Origin of the sequence: Undibacterium sp. Di27W (genome assembly GCF_049340345.1) — a bacterium.
Lineage (GTDB): Bacteria > Pseudomonadota > Gammaproteobacteria > Burkholderiales > Burkholderiaceae_D > Undibacterium.
The window spans coordinates 135,694-156,370 of the sequence record NZ_JBMPOS010000003.1 but is presented as its reverse complement, the minus strand read 5'-3'; the positions used below and the strand labels follow the sequence as shown (position 1 = coordinate 156,370).

The window sequence follows — 20,677 nt, the reverse complement described above, 5'->3', positions numbered from 1 at the left end:
ATGAACACATCGTCCTCAAAAGCTGCCGTCGTTTTATGTACTGGCGTAGTCATGCATAAACGACTGCGGCCGGTAAAAAATGCCTTTCGCTATGGCGTATTTTTTATACGCGTGCCTGTACGTGACATCAATTGCATGAGCATGCCAGGCTTGTTTTCTGTGAACCGCTTCAATGTCCTGTCCTTTCACGAGCGCGACCATGGCGACGCCAAGTTGCCGATGGCTCTATGGATAGATGCTTTGCTGAAAAACCAGGGTATTAGCGATGCAGATGGTGATATCTGCTTGCAATGCTTTCCGCGTGTGTTTGGGTACGTCTTTAATCCTGTGTCTTTCTGGTTTTGTCATCGTCAGGATGGCAGCTTGCGCGCGATTGTTTGCGAAGTACGCAATACCTTTGGCGAAAAACATTTATACCTGCTGGAAAATGGCGGCAAACTGTCCAACGGTGAAGAATTGCAGGCGAAGAAAATCTTTCATGTCTCGCCTTTCTGTCAGGTCGAAGGCAGTTACCGCTTCCATTTCATGCAAGCACAGCAAGACATCGTCGGGCAGACCGCAGAACATACACAAAAAAAACATTTGGCGCGTATTGACTACGCCGATGCACAAGGCCCACTACTGCTCACCAGCATTTCTGGCCGCGAGCAGGACATGAGTAATCTGAGCATAGCCAGAGTCATGCTGCGCTACCCCTTCATGACCATTGGTGTAGTACTGCGCATTCACATACAAGCCCTGCGCCTGTGGATCAAGCGCGTGCCCTTTATTTCGAAACCTATTCCTCCTACTGAAGAGTTAAGCCGATGAGCAGCCTACATCCCACCTTTGCCTCTGGCGCTGCCAGTAATGATAACGATGCTGGCAGTGTCACAGCGAGCGCCCAACTCAATAGCAGGCACTTTCCAGCGCAGGCCAGATTTGTATTGAGCCTGCTGAATAAACTTGAGCATGGTTGCCTGACCATACAATTCCCGGATGGACAAACTGCCAGCTTTGGCCGCGCTTATGAAGGCTGGCAACATATCAGCCTGCATTTGAAAGACTGGGAATTATGTCGTGCCGTACTCAAGTCAGGTGATATAGGCTTTGCCGAAAGTTATATCGCGGGCCACTGGACCACCAGCAGCCTGACCGGTTTGGTAGAACTGATTTCTCATAATCGCCAACAACTGGAAAGTGTGATTTACGGCAGTTGGTGGGGCAATCTTGTCTATAGGTTCAAACATCTGCTGAACCGCAATTCACGCACAGGCAGCAAAAAAAATATTCATGCTCATTACGACATAGGCAATGAATTCTACAAACTGTGGCTGGACCCGTCTATGACGTACTCCAGCGCGATTTATTCTGACGAGCAAGAACAGAGCCTGGAAGAAGCCCAACAAGAAAAATACCGCCGCATCCTGTATCAACTCGCATTGCCGGACAATGCCCAGGTATTGGAGATAGGTTGTGGCTGGGGTGGTTTTGCCGAAATGGCGATACGGGATGCCGGTGCGCACGTCACTGGCCTGACACTGTCTACCGAACAATTGCAATATGCCCACGCTCGCCTGCACAACGCGGGATTACATGCAAACAGTGATTTACGGATACAGGATTATCGCGATGTCAACGGCAGCTATGATGCCATCGCTTCGATAGAAATGTTTGAAGCTGTCGGTGAAGCATACTGGCCTGGCTATTTCGAATGCCTGCAACGCAATCTGAAACAAGGTGGCCATGCCTGCGTCCAAAGCATTGTCATTGCCGATGAATTATTTGAACGCTATCGCAAGGGGACGGACTTCATCCAGCAATATATCTTCCCTGGTGGCATGCTGCCATCGATAGAAAAATTCCATGCCATGGCTGAGGCTTATGGCATGGAGATACTCGATACCTATAATTTTGGCCTTGACTATGCGCGCACCCTGCTGCACTGGCGTCATGCCTTCATGGAAAAACTGGCGCAGGTCAAGACCCAGGGCTTTGATGACGAATTCTTGCGTACCTGGGAATTTTATCTGGCGTATTGCGAAGCTGGTTTCCGCGCCGGCAGTATCAATGTCACGCAATTCACCTTGAGAAAAAAATGACTATCCTGCCAGTCATGCGTGGTTTGAGTTTTTCGCTCCTGCTTGCAGCGACAGCGATGGCTGTGCACGCAGAAGAGAAAACTGCTACTCCGCCACTTGTACCTGCACATATCAGCGTAGAAATCCCGCAAGCCAGTCTGCAGGGCACAGGTAGTTTTCGCTGGTTTGGCCTGCATATTTATGATGCGAGTTTATGGAGTGCACCTGAAGGGTATAAACCCGACAGTGATAAACCACAAAAATTTGCGCTGGACCTGGCTTATGCCCGCACTTTATATGGCGGCAAGATCGCTGATGCCAGCATAGAAGAAATAGAAAAACTCAAACTGGGCACCCCGGAAAAGCGGGAGCGCTGGCAGGCCCAGATGAAAAAAATTTTCCCCGATGTAAAACAGGGTACGCATATCACCGGCATCCATATACCGAATGAAGCAGCCAGGTTTTATCTGAATGGGAAATTATTGGGCGAGATACACGATGCTGAATTTGCCCATGCTTTTTTTGCGATCTGGCTGGACAAGAATACCTCTGCACAAGGCTTGCGCAGCAAACTGCTGGGCAGCAAAGGCCAGGGTAATTAAGTTTTTTGATGTCTCACCAATCACGACAGGCAAGCATATGTTTAGAAAAAACTACCGATTATTTTTCTGCAGCCTGATCTGCAGCTTTAGTCTGCTGCTGACATCCTGTGCCAGCCAATATGAACCCGGCCGCTATCGCAATGAGACGCCACAGCTGGATATGCAAAGCTACTTCAATGGCAAGCTGGATGCCTGGGGCATGTTCCAGGACAGATCAGGGGCGATAGTCAAACGCTTTACCGTGGTCATGGATTGCCAGTGGTCAGGTGATATTGGTACGCTCAATGAAGACTTCACTTACTCAGATGGCAGCAAGCAAAAGCGTATCTGGACCTTGAAAAAAACAGGCAATGATCAATTTACCGGTACCGCAGCGGACGTCATAGGCGAAGCCAGAGGGCAGGTATCTGGCAATACCCTGCACTGGAATTATGTATTGGCCTTGCCGGTAGATGGCAACATCTACAACGTGGATTTCGACGACACCATGGTCTTGATGGATGACAAGGTCATGCTGAACCGCGCCATCATGCGCAAATTTGGGGTGGAGCTTGGCAGTGTCACTTTATCTTTCACCAAACGCAGTAATACCACACCATGAATCCCGCCATCCATGACTGGCAGGGAAAACGCATCTGGGTCATCGGCGCCTCCAGCGGCATAGGTGAAGAAACTGCCAGGCTGCTATTGACGCGTGGCGCGCAGGTCGCACTGTCTGCGCGCACACTGGTACAGCTGGAAAAAATCGCTGCAGATTATCCGCTGGCCGAGGCCATGGCAGTGGATATCTGCGACCATGCCAGCATCATCGCCTGCCATGCCAGTCTCATACAAAAATGGGGGGGCATAGACCTGGTGCTGATTGTGGCAGGTAGCTACAATGAAATGCGGGCAGACAGTATTGATATGGTGGCGATCAACCGCTTGATCGATATTAATTTGCGTGGCGTCTATCAATGCCTGGATGTGATCTTGCCTGCACTGCTGCAACAAGGTAGCGGTGGCATAGGCATTGTTGGCTCAGTTGCCGGTCTGTCTGGTTTACCCAAGGCCCTGATTTATGGCCCGACCAAGGCCGCGCTCATCAATTTGTGTGAATCCCTGTACCTGGACGTGCGTCCTAAAAACATTGCGGTGTACATGATCAATCCCGGTTTTGTGGAAACACCGATGACGCATGGGAATAGTTTCAAGATGCCCGCCCTGATCAGTGCACCTGAAGCAGCATTGGCCATCGTCAAGGGAATGCAAAGGGGGGACTTTCATATTCACTTCCCCCATCGTTTTACGAACTGGCTAAGGCTGGCGCGCCTGCTGCCTTATCGCAGCTATTTTTATCTGGTTCATAAAGTCACAGGTTTATAAATGCCCACCACCCCATTGCCAGCAACGATCGATCACCAGGCCAGCCTGGACAGGCTTATCGTATTCTTTGAAAGTATTTCGCTGGCAGCTTGCCAGGACTTGTCAGGCATCTATACCGAAGATGCCTGTTTCAAAGACCCCTTCAATGAGCTGCGCGGCCTGCCAGCCATCAACCAGGTATTCCAGCATATGTTTGTGCAAGTCCATGAGCCACGCTTTCGCATTACTTCATCGGTCTTGCAAGGTGACACGGCTTTTCTGGTCTGGGATTTTTTATTTACGATGAAAAACTTCAATGCAAAACCGCAGTGCATACGTGGTGCCACGCATATACGCTTTGCTACTGACGGCAGGGTAAGCTTGCACCGCGACTATTGGGATGCAGCTGAAGAATTATATGAAAAGCTGCCCGTGCTGGGCAGCTTCATGCGCTTTTTGAAGAAGCAGGCGCGTAAGTAAGAGTATTTGGAGGTTTACTCAGTTTCTTATTTAGATGCTTATTTAGACGCTTATTTAGACGCTTTATAGGCTGGCAAATATTGCGCCAGCCTCGCGCCCATTTCCTGCCCCAGCGCCTGTAAGCCACTCATGGGTCTGACCATGACTTCAAAATCGACGATCTTGCCATCGGCATCAAAACGTATCATGTCTATGCCCTTAAGTTGCTTGTCACCGACACTGGCACTGAATTCCAGCACGATATTGAGACCATCATCCGACGACAACTCGCGGTGATAAGTGAAATTCTCGAATACCTGAACTACCGTACTCAGTATCAACACGACCGCCTGGGCACTGGCATAAGGCTGATGCGCCATGGGTGAACGAAATACGGCATCAGCATGCACGATGGAAGGCAAGGCACTCAGGTCTTTATTGGCAATCATGGCATGCCAGGTTTGCAGGGAAGCGGCGACTGCTGTTGGTACATTGTTCATCATCATCCTTTCAGTATGGTCTTACTACGCAATCAATTCAGAATGTCTTTGTATAAGCCAGGGTGTAATGATTCTTGTGCTCGCGTGTCATCTCATCTTTTTCCAGGCGGATGATGACAAACATATAAACGTTCAGTGTGCGGTCATCCAGTTCTATGATGATGGTGGGCGCGCTCCCAGACACTGGTTCGGGTTTGTAGAAACGTGCCTCGTCTTCGGTATGCAAGACTTTGCGGTCTTTGAATACTTCATCCAGGTCCAGGGCATAGCTATGATCAGTACCATCCTGTGATTTCCATGCTATATCGACTGGTCCGGCAAATGTGATATAGGTGCCAGAACCAAAGTTGGGGAAGCGCTTTTCATCTGCTGCCGTTTTGGCGCGCATGAGCTTGCCTGCACTGAGTCTGTGTGGTGAGCCCGCATACACAATATTGACATCACTGACGCTGAAAATATTGATGCTGAGTGTATGCTTGTTGAACGTCAAGCCTTGCGTATCTGCCATCGCGCTCTACCCCGTCATTTGCAATATGCCTGCAATGAAGAATCCAAAAAAGTGCCGTCTGGAGTATTCATTGCTGGCCCATGCTTAATCAAAAAAACGACTTTATATCGTCGCTGCCAGGCGCGTACCCTGATTGATGGCGCGTTTGGCATCCAGCTCAGCCGCTACATCTGCACCACCAATCAGATGCACAGGCTTGCCTGCCGCTTCCAGCATGGCTTGCAGATCACGCCTTGGCTCCTGGCCAGCGCACAAGATGACATTATCAACTGGCAGCAGTTTTTGCTCGCCACCGATAGTGACATGTAAACCCGCATCATCTATCTTGTCATAGCTGACACCGGCGATCATTTGTACTTCACGGTTTTTCAGACCTGTGCGGTGTATCCAGCCTGTGGTTTTACCGAGGCCATCACCGACCTTGGATGTCTTGCGTTGCAGCAGGAAAATCAGGCGTTCTGATTTTTCCAGATGCGCAGGGCGCAAGCCGCCGACATTTTTATAGTCAGTATCTATACCCCATTCTGCATAGAATTTTTCTGGGTCCAAACTGGGGCTGGTGCCGCTATGGCTCAGGTATTCGGCCACGTCGAAACCTATGCCACCGGCACCTATGATGGCGACAGATTTACCGACAGGCTTCTTGTCACGCAAGACATCGAGATAACTGAGGACTTTGGCATGTTCCACACCTTCAATAGGAGGAACACGTGGGGTGATGCCTGTTGCCAGTACGACTTCATCAAAGTCTGCCAGGTCTGCCGCATCAACCTTGGTATTGAGTTTGAGCGTGACGCCGGTCAATTCGATTTGCTTGCCGAAGTAACGCAGGGTCTCATAAAACTCTTCCTTGCCGGGCACTTGCTTGGCGATATTGAACTGGCCGCCGATTTCAGAACCAGCATCAAACAAGGTAACGGCATGACCGCGATTTGCTGCGGTCGTGGCAAAACTCAGACCGGCAGGGCCAGCACCAACTACCGCAATGCGCTTGGCTTTTTCCAGCGGTGCATCGACCAGTTCTGTCTCGTGGCAGGCGCGTGGATTGACCAGGCAGGACGTAACCTTACCGCCAAAAGTATGATCCAGACAAGCCTGGTTGCAACCTATGCAGGTATTGATTTCATCGGCCCTGCCCTGTTCTGCCTTGCGCATGAACAGCGGGTCTGCCAGCAGTGGGCGTGCCATCGACACCATGTCGCAATAGTCTTCTGCCAGCAATTGTTCGGCAATCTCAGGCGTATTGATACGGTTGGTGGCGATCAGGGGGATATTTACCTGGCCTTTGAGCTTCTTGGTGACCCAGGCAAACGCGGCGCGCGGCACCTTGGTGGCAATGGTAGGGATACGTGCCTCATGCCAGCCTATGCCGGTATTGATAATCGTCGCACCAGCTGCTTCTATGGCCTTGGCCAGCTGTATCACTTCATCCAGCGTGGAACCACCGTCAACCAGATCCAGCATGGACAGGCGGTAAATGATAATGAAATTGCTGCCTACCTTTTCGCGTATGCGGCGCACGATTTCTATAGGAAAGCGGATGCGGTTTTCATAAGCACCACCCCATTCATCATCGCGCTGATTGGTGCAGGCGGCGATAAACTCATTGAGCAGATAACCTTCTGAACCCATGACTTCAACACCATCATAGCCTGCTGACTGTGCCAGCGCGGCACAGCGAACGAAGTCAGAAATGGTTTCTTCCACTTCTTCAGTAGTCAGTGCATGCGGTTTGAATGGGTTGATCGGTGCCTTGATGGCACTCGGTGCGACCAGGGTAGGCTGGTAAGAATAACGGCCAAAATGCAAAATCTGCATGGCGATCTTGCCACCAGCATCATGCACGGCCTTGGTGACTATCTTATGGTGTTCTGCTTCTGCTTCTGTGGTCAGCATGGCACCGCCATGCATGGGGCGCGCTCTTTCATTCGGGGCGATACCACCAGTCACGATGAGGCCTACGCCACCACGGGCGCGCTCTGCGTAAAACGCTGCCATGCGCTCAAAGCCATGATCGACTTCTTCCAGCCCCACGTGCATGGACCCCATCAAGAGGCGATTAGGCAGGGTAGTGAAACCCAGATCGAGTGGCTTTGTCAGGTGAGGATAAAAAGACATGGCGTATTCCTAAATAAAGAAGGGTTCAATCAAGCAGCAGGTGCAGGAAACAAATACTATGCAACTAATTGCATAAGAATATAGCGAAATCGCTTTATTTATGCAACCAGTTGCATATAAAATACCTGAAAACCACACCGACTAATTACTCTAAAACATGTCTCTGCCTCACGCCCTGCTGACCTCAATCTCTGAAAAACCGAGTTCCGGCTATGATCTGGCACGACGTTTTGACAAATCCATAGGCTATTTTTGGCATGCAACTCACCAGCAGATTTACAGGGAGCTGGCGCGTATGGAAGAGCAAGGCTGGGTAGAGTCAAGCGAAGTGGAAGGAGGTCGGGCAGGTAAGAAACAGTTCAAGGTACTCCCCAACGGCACGGAAGAATTGCGTCGCTGGGCCAGAGAAAGTAGCGAACCCAATCGACAGCGTGACGAGATGATGGTCAAATTGCGCGCCGATGCTGCCATAGGCCCATTGGGCCTGGCAGCAGAATTCGAGCGCCGCCTGCAATTGCATGAGCAAGAACTACAGACCTATCGTGATATAGAAAAACGCGACTTCAGTTCATCCTTGTTATCGCGTGAAGACAAATTGCGTTACCTGATACTGAAGGCAGGCATCACCTTTGAAGAAAGCAAGATACAGTGGACCAGAGAGGCCCTACAAATTTTGCGTGAGTGAATGGGCCTGGGATGACAGCCAGTTTCCCTGAAGATGCCGGACTACGATAATCGTCGGGATGATTTTGCAGCAAATCTAGCGCTTACTGGTAACCAAGGCCTGACATGGCTTAGCTACTCAAAAGTCAAAATGCGCAACATGACCGGCATAGGCCGGATTCAGGGAACCGTCTCTGTAAGCACGCAGCGCGTCCTTCAGATCGTCCAAGATGAGATCATGATGGATATCGAAAACATGGCTGGCATCCGGCCCGGGATCACGCATGCCTAGCCAGGTCCAGCTGGCACACCATTGCTCACCATCCAGACTTTGCCTCTCGCTAGCCAGACTAAGACGAAATAAACTGTCTTTCCAGAAAAAACTGAAATTCTTGTGCGAAGGCTGTTCGCGCTCATACGTCATATAACGCAAGTAAATATGGCGTTCGCGATCTATCGCCCACCTGGAAGCCACTGCCATGGGGAATTGCTGGTCAATTTCGCGCAGTCCGTAGCTGGCAATATCATGCTCAAGAATTCTTTCATATATAAAAGCCAAAGCTGTCACTCCTGAATATTTATGCTGCCAGTCATCATTTTATCAATGCAATGCAGTAGCAAAGTCTGATCCTCAGCACAAGCCTGCTTACACATTGTTGCGCATTCATATAAAACACACAATTACTTGATTGACATGCTTAGTCTCGTCATGCAAGATCGAATGACATTAATGCATCATCTTTCATTGCCGTCGCTGGAGATACGTCCTGCTTTCGGCAGGCCCCACTCACTTTCACCATAGCATCCATGAAAAAATCAACACTTCTTACCTTCCCCAGCCTGTTACCCTTGTGTCTGGCCATGTCCAGTCTGATTACCAGCGCCCATGCTGCTGACTACAGCCCTTACCCTTTACCAGGCGTGTATGAAGCCAGTGACAGCAAGTTCGAGCGTTTGCTGACGATCAAGGCAAATGGCAAATTTCTGCTTGAAGTCGAAGAAAAAGGCAAACCAGGCAATCTGCATACCGGTGCTGGCGAAGGCCAGTTCAGCGATGCGCCTGGTGGCTGGACGTATACAGAAGGCCGCTGCACCGTCAGTCTGAAACGCGCAGTTGCTGGCATGAAATTGCAGGCAGAAACCTGCGCCAGCGCCTGGGGCGATGTCCCCTTCGACGGCGTCTACAAAAAATCCAGCGAACCGGTAGCAGCGATGCCAGCTGCCAAGCCTGCAGTACCAACAGCGGCAGCACCGGCGGCTCAGGCAATGCCAGCGGCAAAAGCCGCAACACCAGCAGCGGCCATGCCAGTACCAGTTGCTCCACAGGCAGGTCTGCCATCGCGTAAGGAGTTACGACAAGGCTGGGGCACAGTGTCAACCGGCAAGGCCGGTGGCAAACTGATGGCGGTGATGACCAAATTCACAGGCAGAGAAGCGCAAGAGATGACAGAGAGCCGTCCAGCAGCGGCAGCATTTATCATCGACAGCAACCTCTATTACAACGAGATGTCACCTGCCGAACTGGCCAAATCGCCATTGAAAATGGTGGAGATACCTTTGCCGCCGCCCGTCCCCAAGCAAGGTATATCATTGGATGGTAACTGTATTTTTGGTAAACAAAACAATCTGGCGGTCGTGAATGCCGTCACGCTAGGTAAAGGCAACCGCATAATAGAAAAGCCAGTCAGTGCCTGGGCACTGGATGCCAATATGCAGGCAGTAGAGATCAAGCCGGCAAACAAGGTCAAATGCTCTAAAGAAGATACCGGGATTTGATTGCTGAGTAAAATCCAGCAAAATTCAGCGAAGTAAAAAATGGCACCCTGGGGTGCCATTTTTTTTACTGCCCGAGCTAGGCTATTTTGTCGCCTTACCTGGTTTGCCAGTGGCTTTTGTCACCGGCTTGGCTGGTGATTTGCTGGCTGGCTTGCCGGTAGTTTTTGTGGTGACTTTAGGCACGACCTTGTTAGTCGCTGTAGCACCCGCTTTAGTGTCGGTTTTAGTGCCGGTTTTTATGCCTGTTTTAGTGGTGCTGGCGACCTTGGGTTTGGTAGCGCTCTTGTTTGTCGCCGCCGATTTTTTCTCAGCAGTCTTTTTCACATCTGTCTCTGCGCTTGTACTGACAGTCTGTTCAGTTTCCATGGCCTTGCTGACGGCTTGCTTGAACTGTTCCTGCAGCAAACCCCACCAGGCAGCCGGGTTGGCAAACGGGGCACTGGCATCACTGGCCCTGGCCTGTTCTGGCGCATCGGCAGATGCATCGCTGTTATTGGGATGGACTTCGGATTTTGGTTCCGCCTTGACTTCACTGGCATCTGGCGGCATATCTTCATCTTCATCAACTTCGGTATCAGGGTCTGGTTCAGGTATCTTGCCAGCAGCGGATTCCGGTTTGTCAGTCGATGGATGCATAGGCCAGTTGGCATTGCTATGCGCTTCTTCCGTTGTCGCAGGTCTGGCAGAAAATGGTGTAGCTGCCTGTTCTGCCATGGCACCTGCCTGCTGTGCATGTTGGGCAAAACTTTCACCCAGGGATTGCAGGGCAGCCAGGGTGGCACGCTGCACTTCGAGGGCCTGTATGGTACCACGCAGCATGTTCATGTTGACGGTCAGCCAGGATTCTACTGTTTTCAAATCCTGAATTTTTTTATCCAGCTCATCCACCGACATGGGTGGAGCCACCATGCCTGGCACTTGCATATTGCCCCAGAGTTTCTTGACGAAAGACAGGGTGTCGCCCATGGCATTCATGCCAGGGATCTCAGAACCAGAAAATGGATTACTCATACTAGGCTTCCTTTATATTTTCAGGGTTACAGATTATTTCAATTTAAGCATCTTGCATGAGCTGGGCAAAGCAGTCAATCCGGCATCGAAATAACGCTCGGTTTTAAAGCCATAGCCACTACCCTCATTATCAAAGCGCACCCCGTTCTCGCCCTTCTTTTGCATGACCGAGACATACAGTGGCTGTATCAATTGATGGTCTTCTGCGCGCATGACAGCATCATGGAAGGCATTCTTGAAATGTGCACCTTCCAGGGCACGGGCAACTGCTGCCGCTTCGGTGGTTTTTGCTTTTTCTATCGCCGTCGCCAGCATCTCTATCATGACTTGCATGCGCAGATGCACATAGTCATCGCGGGGATCAGGGTAACGCTGGCGGAATTGCTGGTAAAACGCATCGCTGTCGGCACCACCGACATTGGGATGCCATTCAGCCACGGCACGTACCCTGCCCAGGCCAGCGTCACCCAGTGCTGCCGGTGCGCCCAGGCCATTGCCATAGAAGGTGTAGAACTTGGTCGTCATGCCCGCATCCCTGGCAGCCTTGACCAGCAAGCTCAGGTCATTACCCCAGTTGCCAGTAATGACGGTATCGGCACCACTGGCCTTGATCTTGGCAGCATAAGGTGCGAAGTCCTTGATCTTGCCTATGGGGTGCAGGTCTTCACCGACGATGCTGATATCTGGCCGTTTGCTGGCCAGCATGGTGCGTGCTGACTGATTGACCTGGCGGCCAAAACTATAGTCCTGCCCTATCAGGTAAATCTTCTTGGCGCGGCTGTCGGCCTTGATGACTTCGGTCAGGGCATGCATGCGCATGTCGGCATGGGCATCAAAACGGAAATGCCAGTAACTGCACTTTTCATTGGTCAGGGTGGTATCCACTGCAGAATAATTCAGAAACAGCACACGATGATCGGGCACACGCTGATTATGCTTGTTGATGGCATCTACCAGTGCCAGGGCGACTGCAGAGCTATTGCCTTGCACGACGAAGGGAATTTGCTGGTCAGTCAGATGCTTGAGCGCCGTCAGCGATTCTTCCACGCCCTGTTTATTATCAAAACTCGTTAATGACAGAAGGTGTAGTCCATCTGGCAATCGCACTCCGCCACGGGCATTGATACGTTCTATGGCGATTTGCAGGTTTCGCTGCACTGCCTCGCCAGCATTGCTGAAAGCTCCGCTCAAACCATCTATCATGCCTATGCGTATGGGTGCGGCTGTAAGTGCGGCTGCAGGTGTGGCTGCGGTTGCGACTGTGGGTGCAGCAGCCTGGGCACTATTGGCCAGACATAGCAACAGGCACATGCCAGCTTGTTGCCAGCGCCTTATTATTGTCGTTAACATTATTTAATGTCTTGCCTGTGAGACAAAGTTTGCAATGAAAATCTTATTTTACTCCCTCACAAATTTAGCCTGGTCATCCAAAATCGGCTGACTGCGTTTACACTAGCAAGATGAACACGATCGCTCCTCCATTTGAGATACGCTTATTCACGCGCCAGAACCTGCTGTTTTTGACACTGGCGGTATTGCTACATCTATTGGCCCTGCATGGGCTGGACCTGGATACTACGCCTGTCAGGGCCAAAACACAGGAAAATCCTATCGCCGTGCAATTCAAGGATATACCTGAGCAAAGTGAGCAAAAAGCCACGAGCAGCCAAGCCAAGCCCGGCCCTTTGGCCGCACCGAAAACCCAGGCTGTAGCACCACCCAAGGCCACCAGGACGGTAGAAACAGTAGAAACAGCGCCAGCCGAACCTGCGCCTGAGAAAAATCCCCCGCCTGCTGAAGTCCAGGAAAATCTCCCTGTCGCACCCGCAGAAAACAAAGCGGAAATCCAGGCAGAGCTGGCCACTGCCCCCAACAACACCGTCAGCAAAGATAGTGAAAACAAGGACGGCCCGCAAACTTATCCGATACGTATCCCACAGCCGGGGAAAATCAGTATGCGCATCGTGCGCACAGAACCCAATCGCAATCCTGTCTATGGAGATGGTGAAATCAACTGGGAATTTAATAATTCCAGCTACAAGATGAGCATAGTGGCTTCACTGGATTTATTGCTGACTTCCATCAATCTTTACCAGATCAGCAGCGAAGGTACGATAGAGAGCTATGGCATCACGCCGACCACCAGTACAGAAAAAAGGCGCAATCGCAGCGAGACTGCGACGCATTTTGATCATGCGAATAAATCTGTCAGTTTCTCATCTTCGAATAAAAATGAATCCATACAGGATGGGGCTCAAGATAAGGCCAGCTTCATCATGCAACTGGCGGGCATAGGTAATGCCGAACCTGAAAAATTCCAGGCAGGGCGTGAAATCCGCCTGCAAGTGGCCGAAGAACGTGACATCAGCACCTTTGTTTTTACCGTAACCGGGCTGGAAGAGCTTGATACCAAGGCAGGCAAAATCATGGCCTGGCATGTAGTACGACCACCGCGCCCCGGTTCGTATAACTCCAGGCTGGAAATCTGGCTGGCACCTGCCATGCAATGGTATCCGGTACAGATACGTAATACTGAAAGCAATGGTGCTGTCACAACGCAAACGGCGACTAAAGTCACCATTACTCCAAAAAGGGAAAATTAAGCATGCGCAAGCCTTACACTTTATGCCTGCCTTTGCTGCTGGCATTCACTCTGAACATGTCTGCCACGGCGCAGGCGAATGAAGCCGCCAAACAGGCAACCAAACTGCCCCCTTCAGCCGAACTGCAATACAGCATCAAGGCCAAGCAAAGTGGCTTGCCCTTGAGTGGTTCGGCCTCAGTCAAATGGCAAAGCAGCGAACAAAAATACAGCATAGTCACCGAGACCCGGGCCATGCTGGTTGGCAAAATCCTCGATGCCAGCAGCCACGGCAGCATCGATGACTATGGCCTGGCACCCGACAAATTTGTCGAAAAACGGTTTGGCAAACCCGCCACCACCACCAGTTTTGAGCGTGACAGCAAGACCTTGCGCTTCAGTGCCTCTGCTGAAACCTATGCCCTGAAAGGCGGCGAACAGGACAGAACCAGCGCCAGCTGGCAATTGATCGCAATTGCCCGTGCCGCTGGCGAGAACTTCAAGGCAGGCTCGGAATGGAAAATGCTGGTGGCAGGTCGCCGTGACGCCGACCCCTGGACCTTCAAAGTGCTGGGGCTGGAAAATATCAAGACCCCGATGGGAGACATGCAGGCCATCCACGTCAGCAAGGCACCACCTGCCGACTCCAAGGACCAGCAACTGGATTTATGGCTGGCCCCGAGTCTGGAATGGTATCCGGTACGCCTGAAGTTCAGCGATGCTGATGGCGATTTTGTCGATCAGGTATTGGAAAGCGTGAAGAAGTAGACTTACTTGTCGCTGGCTTTCACGACTGTCACGGTACATTCTGCCTCAGCCACGACTTGCGCCGAAACACTGCCCAGATAGCGGCGCAAGGCCGAGCTGCCGCGTGAACCTATGATGATGTGGTCGACCCGGTTGCTATGGGCATAGTCGATGATGGCAGCTGCCGCATCTGGTGCTTCCAGTACATGGAAGGTGATTTTATCGGGATTGACCTGCAAGGGCCTGGCCCAGTGTTTCAGGTCTACCAGTTGTTTGACATGGATGTTTTCACCCTGCTGTATCAGGCTGTCATCCATGCCCAGGCGGCTGACCTTGCGTATGGTCAGGCAGGCCAGGCGTGCGCCCGGCTCTGTCTGCAACATGCGTCTGGTGATCGTGCGCAAGCTTTCTGCCAGAGCCACGGAACCACTACTCAAGTCCAGCGCAGCGACGATGATGGGGGCTTTGGATAATTGATCCGAGGCGCTCTGCATCAGTACCGGCTCGGCCCCAGCTGCCTGGAAGCGTCGCTTGAGTACTGCCATATACCCATCCTGCCCCTGTTTTTCTGCTCTCGCCGTCAATTGCAATTGATCTGGATGTTGCAATAAAAAAGCCAGTTGTGCCGCAGTGTCAAAACGTGCACCTGGCTCGACTTCCAGACAGCGTAAAATGATTTCCTGTAACCAGGCTGGCATGTCGCTACGGTGCTTGCGCGGTGGTATGGGGTCGCGATACAGGCGCTTCTTCAAACCAGAGATGGAAGTCGGATGACCAAAGGGCCGCTGCCCAGTGGCCAGATGATAGAGCAAGACCCCAAGCGAGAACAGGTCGCTGCGCGGCTCATTACGCAGGCCCATGACCTGTTCCGGTGAAATATAGGGGCCGGTGCCCATGGGCAGGCGGAATTCTTCATCCAGCAAGTCTGGCAGGCGGTCATGCCGCGACAAACCAAAGTCGATGAGCACGGCAGTGCCATCCGGGCGGAACATGATATTGCTGGGCTTGATATCAAGATGGATAACATGTTGCTTGTGCAGGTCTTGCAAGGCATGGGCGACCTTGATGCCGATATCGACCACTTCAGCAATCGGTAAAGGTGCTTGCTCAAAACGGCTGCGCAGGGATGCCCCGGCAATTTGCTCCATGACGATATATGGCTGGGCATCAAAATCACCTGCCCCAAAATACCGCGGCACATGGTCACCCTTGAGTTTGGGCATGATCATTTGCTCGACTTCAAAGGCGACGATGGCAGTCGGGTCATCTGTAGAATACAGCAGCGGCACTTTCATGATCAGGGATGTTGGCTGCTGTGGATGTCGCTCACGCAAATCAGTGACCCGCCACAAGGCCGCCATGCCACCGGTATGCAATTTTTCTTCCAGGCGATAGCCATCGAATTCCATACCGCTTTGCAGCTTGTGATGTGCGGGGCTGCTCATGTCTTACCCTGGGCTAATTGCCGTGCAGCAGTCTGTGCCCCAGGCTGGCAGGCAAACCGGCAGCGATGATTTTCTGGCAAGCGGTTTCAGCATCATAGGGGACCCGGTAATACGTCAAGACCTGGCTTTCGGTATCAAAAGTCGCATAACAGGCTGCCGGGTCACCATCCCGCGGCTGGCCTGCAGAGCCGGGGATGACCAGCCAGCGCCTTTGCCTGCTGAGGGGGATACCTTCTTCAGGCATGGGAGTAAATTCCCCGGTCTTGCCAGTCAGGCTGATATGGTAGAGACCAGGCATATGCACATGGCCGCAAAACGTGATGCTGGCCTTGGTGGCATGCATGCTGCGCGTGGCTTCCATGACGCCATCTATATATTCCCAATTCTCGGGTGCCCAGGCATTGGCATGCACGAACAGAATGTCTTGCCATTCTATGCGGTAAGGCAATTGGGCAATGAAATCCAGTTGTTCAGCCTTGAGTTGGGCACGTGTCCAGTCCACCACTTTTCTGGCGACCGGGTTCATGCCCTGGCGCTCACCCTGCAGCAAGCCAGCATCATGGTTACCCATCAGCGCCCAGGCTCCCTGACTGACATATTCCATGACTTGATCAAGCACCCAGCCTGGATCCGCGCCATAGCCCACCAGATCACCGAGGAAGGCATACTGCGTGACCTTGTGCTGCTTCGCATGTGCCAGACAAGCCTGCAGGGCTTCACGATTGGCGTGCAAGTCGGTGATGACAGCAATCAGCATGGGCTAGGTTTTATCATGATTTGTCGCTCCAGTTTATGTGGCTAAGCTAACGCCATGCTTACAATTCGAAATTACCTGCACGATAATGCGCATAGCCGCGCGCCCGCAAGGCGCAAGCCGGGCAAGTGCCGCAGCCATGACCCCAGGGATGCAGGTCGCCACGCTGGCCGAGATAGCAGGTATGAGTATCCTCACGTATCAGGTCTACCAGCGCAGCGCCGCCCAGTTGTTCTGCCAGCAACCAGGTTTCTGCCTTGTTGATCCACATCAGCGGTGTTTCCAGCTTGAGGCGGGTATTCATGCCCAGATTGAGCGCCACTTGCAGAGCTTTCATGGTGTCGTCACGACAATCCGGGTAGCCAGAAAAATCGGTCTCGCACATGCCGCCAACGAGCACATTCAAACCGCGGCGATAAGCCAGGGTTGCGGCCGTCATCATGAACATCAGGTTGCGGCCAGGGACAAAGGTATTTGGCAAGCCATTTTCCTGCATCTCTATGGCGATGTCTTCTGTCATCGCCGTATGCGAGAGCTGGGAAATCAGTGATAAATCTATCATGTGGTCTTCACCCAGGCGACTTTGCCATTCAGGTGAAAACTGACGCATTTTTTCTATCAGCGTCGGCCTGACACTGAGTTCTATGGCATGACGCTGGCCATAGGCAAAGCCTATGGTTTCTACATGGGCATAACGGGATAAGGCCCAGGCCAGGCAAGTGGCAGAATCCTGGCCGCCACTGAACAGCACCAGAGCCCGGTCTTTAGTGGTTAAATTATTCATAAATGATGAAAAATAAAGGTAAAGTCATAGTAAAAGAATGAAATACTTTGTGTATCAAGCAGTCTTGATGTTATGTTTCTGTTGCAAAATATGCTGAGGCTAACCGTCGCATTGCAATCCCGCATCATAAGCCAGGACCACCTCGTGCAAGCTCATGAGTTTTTATAAAAAATTTCTTTCTTCTTCCATCTTGTCGGTCATTGATCAGGGCATGCTCAGCGCCCTGAATTTTGTCATTGGCATTTTGCTCATGAACCTGGTGGCCAAAGAAGATTATGGCCTGTATGGGCAATTGTACGCTGGTGGCTTGCTGGTCGGACTTATCGTAGACTCCTGGATAGCCGGGCCACTGACCACGGTCGCCCCCTCGGTCCAGGGCGATACCCGCAAATCGCTCTTGCGTCATTACTGGTATAAGCAAGTGTTTTGGACCCTGGCGATGGGTTCGCTGGCTTTTGTGATCGTGGAATTTGTACCTGCAGCGACGCATTACAGCAACAAGAGCTGGATACTGGCGGCGGTGTTTGCCACCTATCTGTTTGGCAATGGCATACGCGAATATGGCCGTACCGTAGGCTTTATCCAGTCCGATATCATCTCTGTACTGCGGCAAGATATATTATATGTGAGCCTGGTTGGCCTGGGGCTGGCATTCCTGTATTTCAGCAAGCATTTCGATCTGGTGACCGTGTTTGTGCTGCTGGCCTTGTCATCCTTCCTGTGTACCCTGGCCAGTCGCCAGCATTTTCTGGCACACACCACCGCAGATGTAGAAGCACATGCCAGGGAAGAGATCACACTCGCCATCAATGCCCACCAGGAAACCATCGCAGGACACGGGCGCTGGGCAGTGTCGGGCGTGATCGTTGGCTGGCTCTCTAACTACAGTTATGTGTATCTGTCCGGTGCCTGGCTGGGGGTGGCAGCGATTGCCGATTTGAATGCTTCACGCCTGATGCTCATGCCCATACCACTGGCCGTGGCAGCCTGGTCCAGAGTTGCGCGACCCGAGGCCAGCCGCCTGATGGCGGGCAAAGACTGGCGTGGCCTCAAGCGCCTGACCCTGTTTTCCATCGCTGGCATAGAAATGGTGGTGCTGGCCTATGTCGCCCTGTTGTTACTGGGCTTGCCGTGGCTGGAAAGCCATGTCATCAGCGCCAAGTACAGCGGGCTTGATCCCCTGGTCATGATGTGGGGCGCTTATTTCGCCATCAATGCGGCACGCTGGGTGGGCACGTCATGGTTATCCAGTGGTGGCGCCTACAAACAAATGTTTTTCCTGGGCAGCGTGACACTCAGCATGGTGTTACTGATTACCGCTTTCAGCATCCCGCGCATGGGCGCACCAGGGGCTATCCTGGCACTCATCGTAGTGGAAATATTTGAACTGATCGTGGTCTGGCGTTTTATTTTGCCACGTCTGCAGCGGCAGGCTTAGCTATATGCTCAGCAGCGTCAAAACGCTGGAGAGCAGCGATAGGCGCGGTCACAGTCTGGTCTTGCTGGCGATGGCTAAAACGATGCAGCAAATGCTTGCTGATGAAATCCACCAGGGCCAATTGTGACCAGCGCGGGGTAAAGGTATGGTCTGCCCCTCTGAAAAATTTCAGGCAGATGCGTTCACTCTGCCCCAATAATTTGGCATGCCTGCCAAATTGCTCGGTCATGACATCCACCGCAGTATCACTGGTTTCATAAATCATCAGCAGCTCAGTCCCCCTGCCTTCCAGGTTTTTAAAATTGCGTGCCACCTGCCCCAGGAAAAGATTATTGTGCATCAGATAGGTCGTCAGCAGCTGCCACTGCGTGCGCAGGCGCTTGCCTGTACGGCGCAGCAAATTACCACCTATCTGGCGAAAATCCACCTGGCCCTTGAGTACCCGTTTCCAGGTATCCCCTTTGGCCAGTGCATGTACATAAAAATGGGTGGATTTGATGGTGGCTTTTTTGCGTGCCTCGATAGTATCGCCTTCACGCCAGCGGTAAGTCAGTTGATTCATCAAGACCAGGCCACTGACGCGCTCATCCCTGAGCGCACTCAGATAAGCCATGTAGGCACCTGAACACAGGCCCGCCAGGACAAAAGAGGGACTATGGTATTTGCCCTGCATGAAATACATGGCACTGCTGAGATCATCAACACTGGAAGCCGCATGCACATCGTTTTCTTTATCGTCTGGCGTAGTCTTGCTATAGCCTATGCCTGACTTGTCAAAACGCAGTACATGAAAACCGTGACTGGCCAGGTTGCGTGCCAGAGTGACATACAGACGGTGATTGCCTACCCTGTGATTAGCGCCTATATTGCACAAAATCACAGTAGGCAGGGCCTTGATATTTGCACCTGCTTGCCGGCTGACTATGCCGGACATGCCTTCCAGCTCCACCAATTCTTCTTCCACCACGACATGGCCAAAAACTATATTGGCCACCGGATTGGTGATGGGCAAATCACGGCTGCTCACTTCATTCAAGGGAAAATAACGTCCCAGCCAGGCCTGCATCTCTTGCCAGATCGCTGTCGGCACCACGGTGTCATGGGCATCCTCGCACATCATGGCGGCATAGCCAGGCAACTCTGACAAGTGCAGGGCGTGGTCATGATGATGCCAGGCTTGCACCAGCTTGCTTTCCTGGCCGCTGATGTCATCGCGCGCCTGTACAAAAACCGGCATGGCTGGCGCAGGCAGTTTGCTTAAATCCAGCTTCCCCAAACTGCTGCCGGTTGCTGCAGTAAACTCATAGCCAGTCAGCTCATCATCCGTCTGCACATGATTGGGGTCTATGGTGCGGTCAGGGTCGACTTCTGCCTGCAGCGAACTCATGCTGCGCAAAACCAGCATTTCACGCGCATAGGCACGACCAGAGATAACTGGAGCCATCAAGAGCAAGGCCCTGGCATCAATGGCTGCGGCCACACTCCCCGCCAGCAAACCACCAAGGCGCAAACCAAACAGGGCAATATGTTCAATACCAGCCAGTTGACGTAATTGCGTCGCCGCCTGGCTGATATTTTTTTGCCATAACGCGACCCTGTCACCTTCAGCATCAGCCGCATCACCACTATTGTTATAGTCAAAAAAACAGACATCAAACCCGGCTTTTGCCAGATGCATGGCCAGATGCTTATAGGCCAGATAAGACACCATGTATTCATGGCCAAACGGTGGGCAAAGCACCACCCCGCATTGGCGGCTGCCGCCAGCATCCCTCACCCTTGCCGGGTGGTACCAGCCCAGCATGGGGCTGGCAACATCACCAAACCAGAAGGCTTGCGGCGTATACAGAATGTCTTTGCTAGGATACTGTTGAGTTGCCAAATCTG

The 20,677-nt window shown here is 52.0% G+C and carries 21 protein-coding genes; 11 read left to right on the top strand and 10 right to left on the bottom strand.

Translation table 11 applies throughout. The annotated features are described in order from the left end of the window. The 6 genes from ACO0LF_RS08380 to ACO0LF_RS08355 are packed head-to-tail and all read left to right on the top strand — an operon-like array spanning position 1 to position 4,486. Positions 1–810 (top strand): DUF1365 domain-containing protein, encoded by an 810-nt coding sequence (locus ACO0LF_RS08380; protein ID WP_423013665.1) that lies wholly within the window; start codon positions 1–3, stop codon positions 808–810. Then, complete coding sequence (locus ACO0LF_RS08375) at positions 807–2,081, top strand: class I SAM-dependent methyltransferase (RefSeq protein WP_423013664.1); 1,275 nt, start codon at positions 807–809, stop codon at positions 2,079–2,081. The genes ACO0LF_RS08380 and ACO0LF_RS08375 overlap by 4 nt, the downstream gene beginning before the upstream one ends. After that, positions 2,078–2,662 carry a chalcone isomerase family protein gene (locus ACO0LF_RS08370; protein ID WP_423013663.1) on the top strand — a complete coding sequence of 195 codons (585 nt, stop codon included), beginning with the start codon at positions 2,078–2,080 and terminating at the stop codon, positions 2,660–2,662. Before ACO0LF_RS08375 ends, ACO0LF_RS08370 begins: the two co-directional genes overlap by 4 nt. A gap of 37 nt (positions 2,663–2,699) precedes the next feature. Continuing rightward, positions 2,700–3,263: a DUF3833 domain-containing protein gene (locus ACO0LF_RS08365; protein WP_423013662.1), complete on the top strand. Its 564-nt coding sequence runs from the start codon at positions 2,700–2,702 to the stop codon at positions 3,261–3,263. Next, a complete protein-coding gene (locus ACO0LF_RS08360; RefSeq protein ID WP_423013661.1) occupies positions 3,260–4,027 on the top strand; it encodes an SDR family NAD(P)-dependent oxidoreductase in 768 nt (255 codons plus the stop codon). The genes ACO0LF_RS08365 and ACO0LF_RS08360 overlap by 4 nt, the downstream gene beginning before the upstream one ends. Then, a complete protein-coding gene (locus ACO0LF_RS08355) occupies positions 4,028–4,486 on the top strand; it encodes a nuclear transport factor 2 family protein (protein ID WP_423013660.1) in 459 nt (152 codons plus the stop codon). It begins immediately after the preceding gene. 50 nt (positions 4,487–4,536) lie between these two features. Here ACO0LF_RS08355 and ACO0LF_RS08350 read toward each other — a convergent pair whose 3' ends face one another. From ACO0LF_RS08350 to ACO0LF_RS08340, 3 genes are all read right to left on the bottom strand, one after another. Then, on the bottom strand, positions 4,537–4,965 hold the full coding sequence (locus ACO0LF_RS08350; protein ID WP_423013887.1) for a nuclear transport factor 2 family protein: 429 nt from the start codon (positions 4,963–4,965) through the stop codon (positions 4,537–4,539). Positions 4,966–5,002: 37 nt separating this feature from the next. After that, complete coding sequence (locus tag ACO0LF_RS08345; RefSeq protein WP_423013659.1) at positions 5,003–5,473, bottom strand: hypothetical protein; 471 nt, start codon at positions 5,471–5,473, stop codon at positions 5,003–5,005. Positions 5,474–5,575: 102 nt separating this feature from the next. Next, the gene (locus ACO0LF_RS08340; protein WP_423013658.1) at positions 5,576–7,591 is read right to left on the bottom strand and encodes an FAD-dependent oxidoreductase; all 2,016 of its coding nucleotides are present in this window, start codon (positions 7,589–7,591) and stop codon (positions 5,576–5,578) included. Positions 7,592–7,748: 157 nt separating this feature from the next. Here ACO0LF_RS08340 and ACO0LF_RS08335 point away from each other — a divergent pair, with 157 nt between their 5' ends. Further along, positions 7,749–8,276 (top strand): PadR family transcriptional regulator, encoded by a 528-nt coding sequence (locus ACO0LF_RS08335; protein ID WP_423013657.1) that lies wholly within the window; start codon positions 7,749–7,751, stop codon positions 8,274–8,276. Positions 8,277–8,393: 117 nt separating this feature from the next. Here the strand turns inward: ACO0LF_RS08335 and ACO0LF_RS08330 are convergent, their stop codons facing one another. Beyond that, positions 8,394–8,813, bottom strand: a complete 420-nt coding sequence (locus ACO0LF_RS08330; RefSeq protein ID WP_423013656.1) for a hypothetical protein — start codon at positions 8,811–8,813, stop codon at positions 8,394–8,396. Positions 8,814–9,061: 248 nt separating this feature from the next. On the opposite strand from ACO0LF_RS08330, the gene ACO0LF_RS08325 reads away from it, so the two are divergent. Then, positions 9,062–10,030, top strand: a complete 969-nt coding sequence (locus ACO0LF_RS08325; protein WP_423013655.1) for a hypothetical protein — start codon at positions 9,062–9,064, stop codon at positions 10,028–10,030. Positions 10,031–10,111: 81 nt separating this feature from the next. On the opposite strand, the gene ACO0LF_RS08320 is transcribed toward ACO0LF_RS08325, so the two are convergent. Continuing rightward, complete coding sequence (locus tag ACO0LF_RS08320) at positions 10,112–11,041, bottom strand: PhaM family polyhydroxyalkanoate granule multifunctional regulatory protein (protein ID WP_423013654.1); 930 nt, start codon at positions 11,039–11,041, stop codon at positions 10,112–10,114. A 33-nt stretch (positions 11,042–11,074) separates the two neighbouring features. Further along, positions 11,075–12,352 carry a branched-chain amino acid ABC transporter substrate-binding protein gene (locus ACO0LF_RS08315; protein WP_423013886.1) on the bottom strand — a complete coding sequence of 426 codons (1,278 nt, stop codon included), beginning with the start codon at positions 12,350–12,352 and terminating at the stop codon, positions 11,075–11,077. Between the two features lie 149 nt (positions 12,353–12,501). Here ACO0LF_RS08315 and ACO0LF_RS08310 point away from each other — a divergent pair, with 149 nt between their 5' ends. Continuing rightward, on the top strand, positions 12,502–13,644 hold the full coding sequence (locus tag ACO0LF_RS08310) for a DUF3108 domain-containing protein (protein WP_423013653.1): 1,143 nt from the start codon (positions 12,502–12,504) through the stop codon (positions 13,642–13,644). Positions 13,645–13,646: 2 nt separating this feature from the next. Beyond that, a complete protein-coding gene (locus tag ACO0LF_RS08305; RefSeq protein WP_423013652.1) occupies positions 13,647–14,390 on the top strand; it encodes a DUF3108 domain-containing protein in 744 nt (247 codons plus the stop codon). A gap of 2 nt (positions 14,391–14,392) precedes the next feature. Here ACO0LF_RS08305 and ACO0LF_RS08300 read toward each other — a convergent pair whose 3' ends face one another. From ACO0LF_RS08300 to queC, 3 genes are read right to left on the bottom strand one after another with little or no spacing between them, the layout of a single operon-like run. Beyond that, a complete protein-coding gene (locus ACO0LF_RS08300; RefSeq protein WP_423013651.1) occupies positions 14,393–15,814 on the bottom strand; it encodes a protein kinase domain-containing protein in 1,422 nt (473 codons plus the stop codon). 13 nt (positions 15,815–15,827) lie between these two features. Next, complete coding sequence (locus tag ACO0LF_RS08295) at positions 15,828–16,571, bottom strand: metallophosphoesterase family protein (protein WP_423013650.1); 744 nt, start codon at positions 16,569–16,571, stop codon at positions 15,828–15,830. 58 nt (positions 16,572–16,629) lie between these two features. Further along, positions 16,630–17,352 carry a 7-cyano-7-deazaguanine synthase QueC gene (gene queC, locus ACO0LF_RS08290; RefSeq protein WP_423013649.1) on the bottom strand — a complete coding sequence of 241 codons (723 nt, stop codon included), beginning with the start codon at positions 17,350–17,352 and terminating at the stop codon, positions 16,630–16,632. Positions 17,353–17,506: 154 nt separating this feature from the next. Between queC and ACO0LF_RS08285 the strand changes: the two genes are divergently transcribed. Further along, entirely contained in the window at positions 17,507–18,790 is a 1,284-nt protein-coding gene (locus ACO0LF_RS08285) for a lipopolysaccharide biosynthesis protein (RefSeq protein WP_423013648.1), read from the top strand. On the opposite strand, the gene ACO0LF_RS08280 is transcribed toward ACO0LF_RS08285, so the two are convergent. Next, positions 18,759–20,672 (bottom strand): alpha/beta fold hydrolase, encoded by a 1,914-nt coding sequence (locus ACO0LF_RS08280; RefSeq protein ID WP_423013647.1) that lies wholly within the window; start codon positions 20,670–20,672, stop codon positions 18,759–18,761. The two genes, ACO0LF_RS08285 and ACO0LF_RS08280, sit on opposite strands and share 32 nt — an antisense overlap. Positions 20,673–20,677 lie beyond the last annotated feature (5 nt).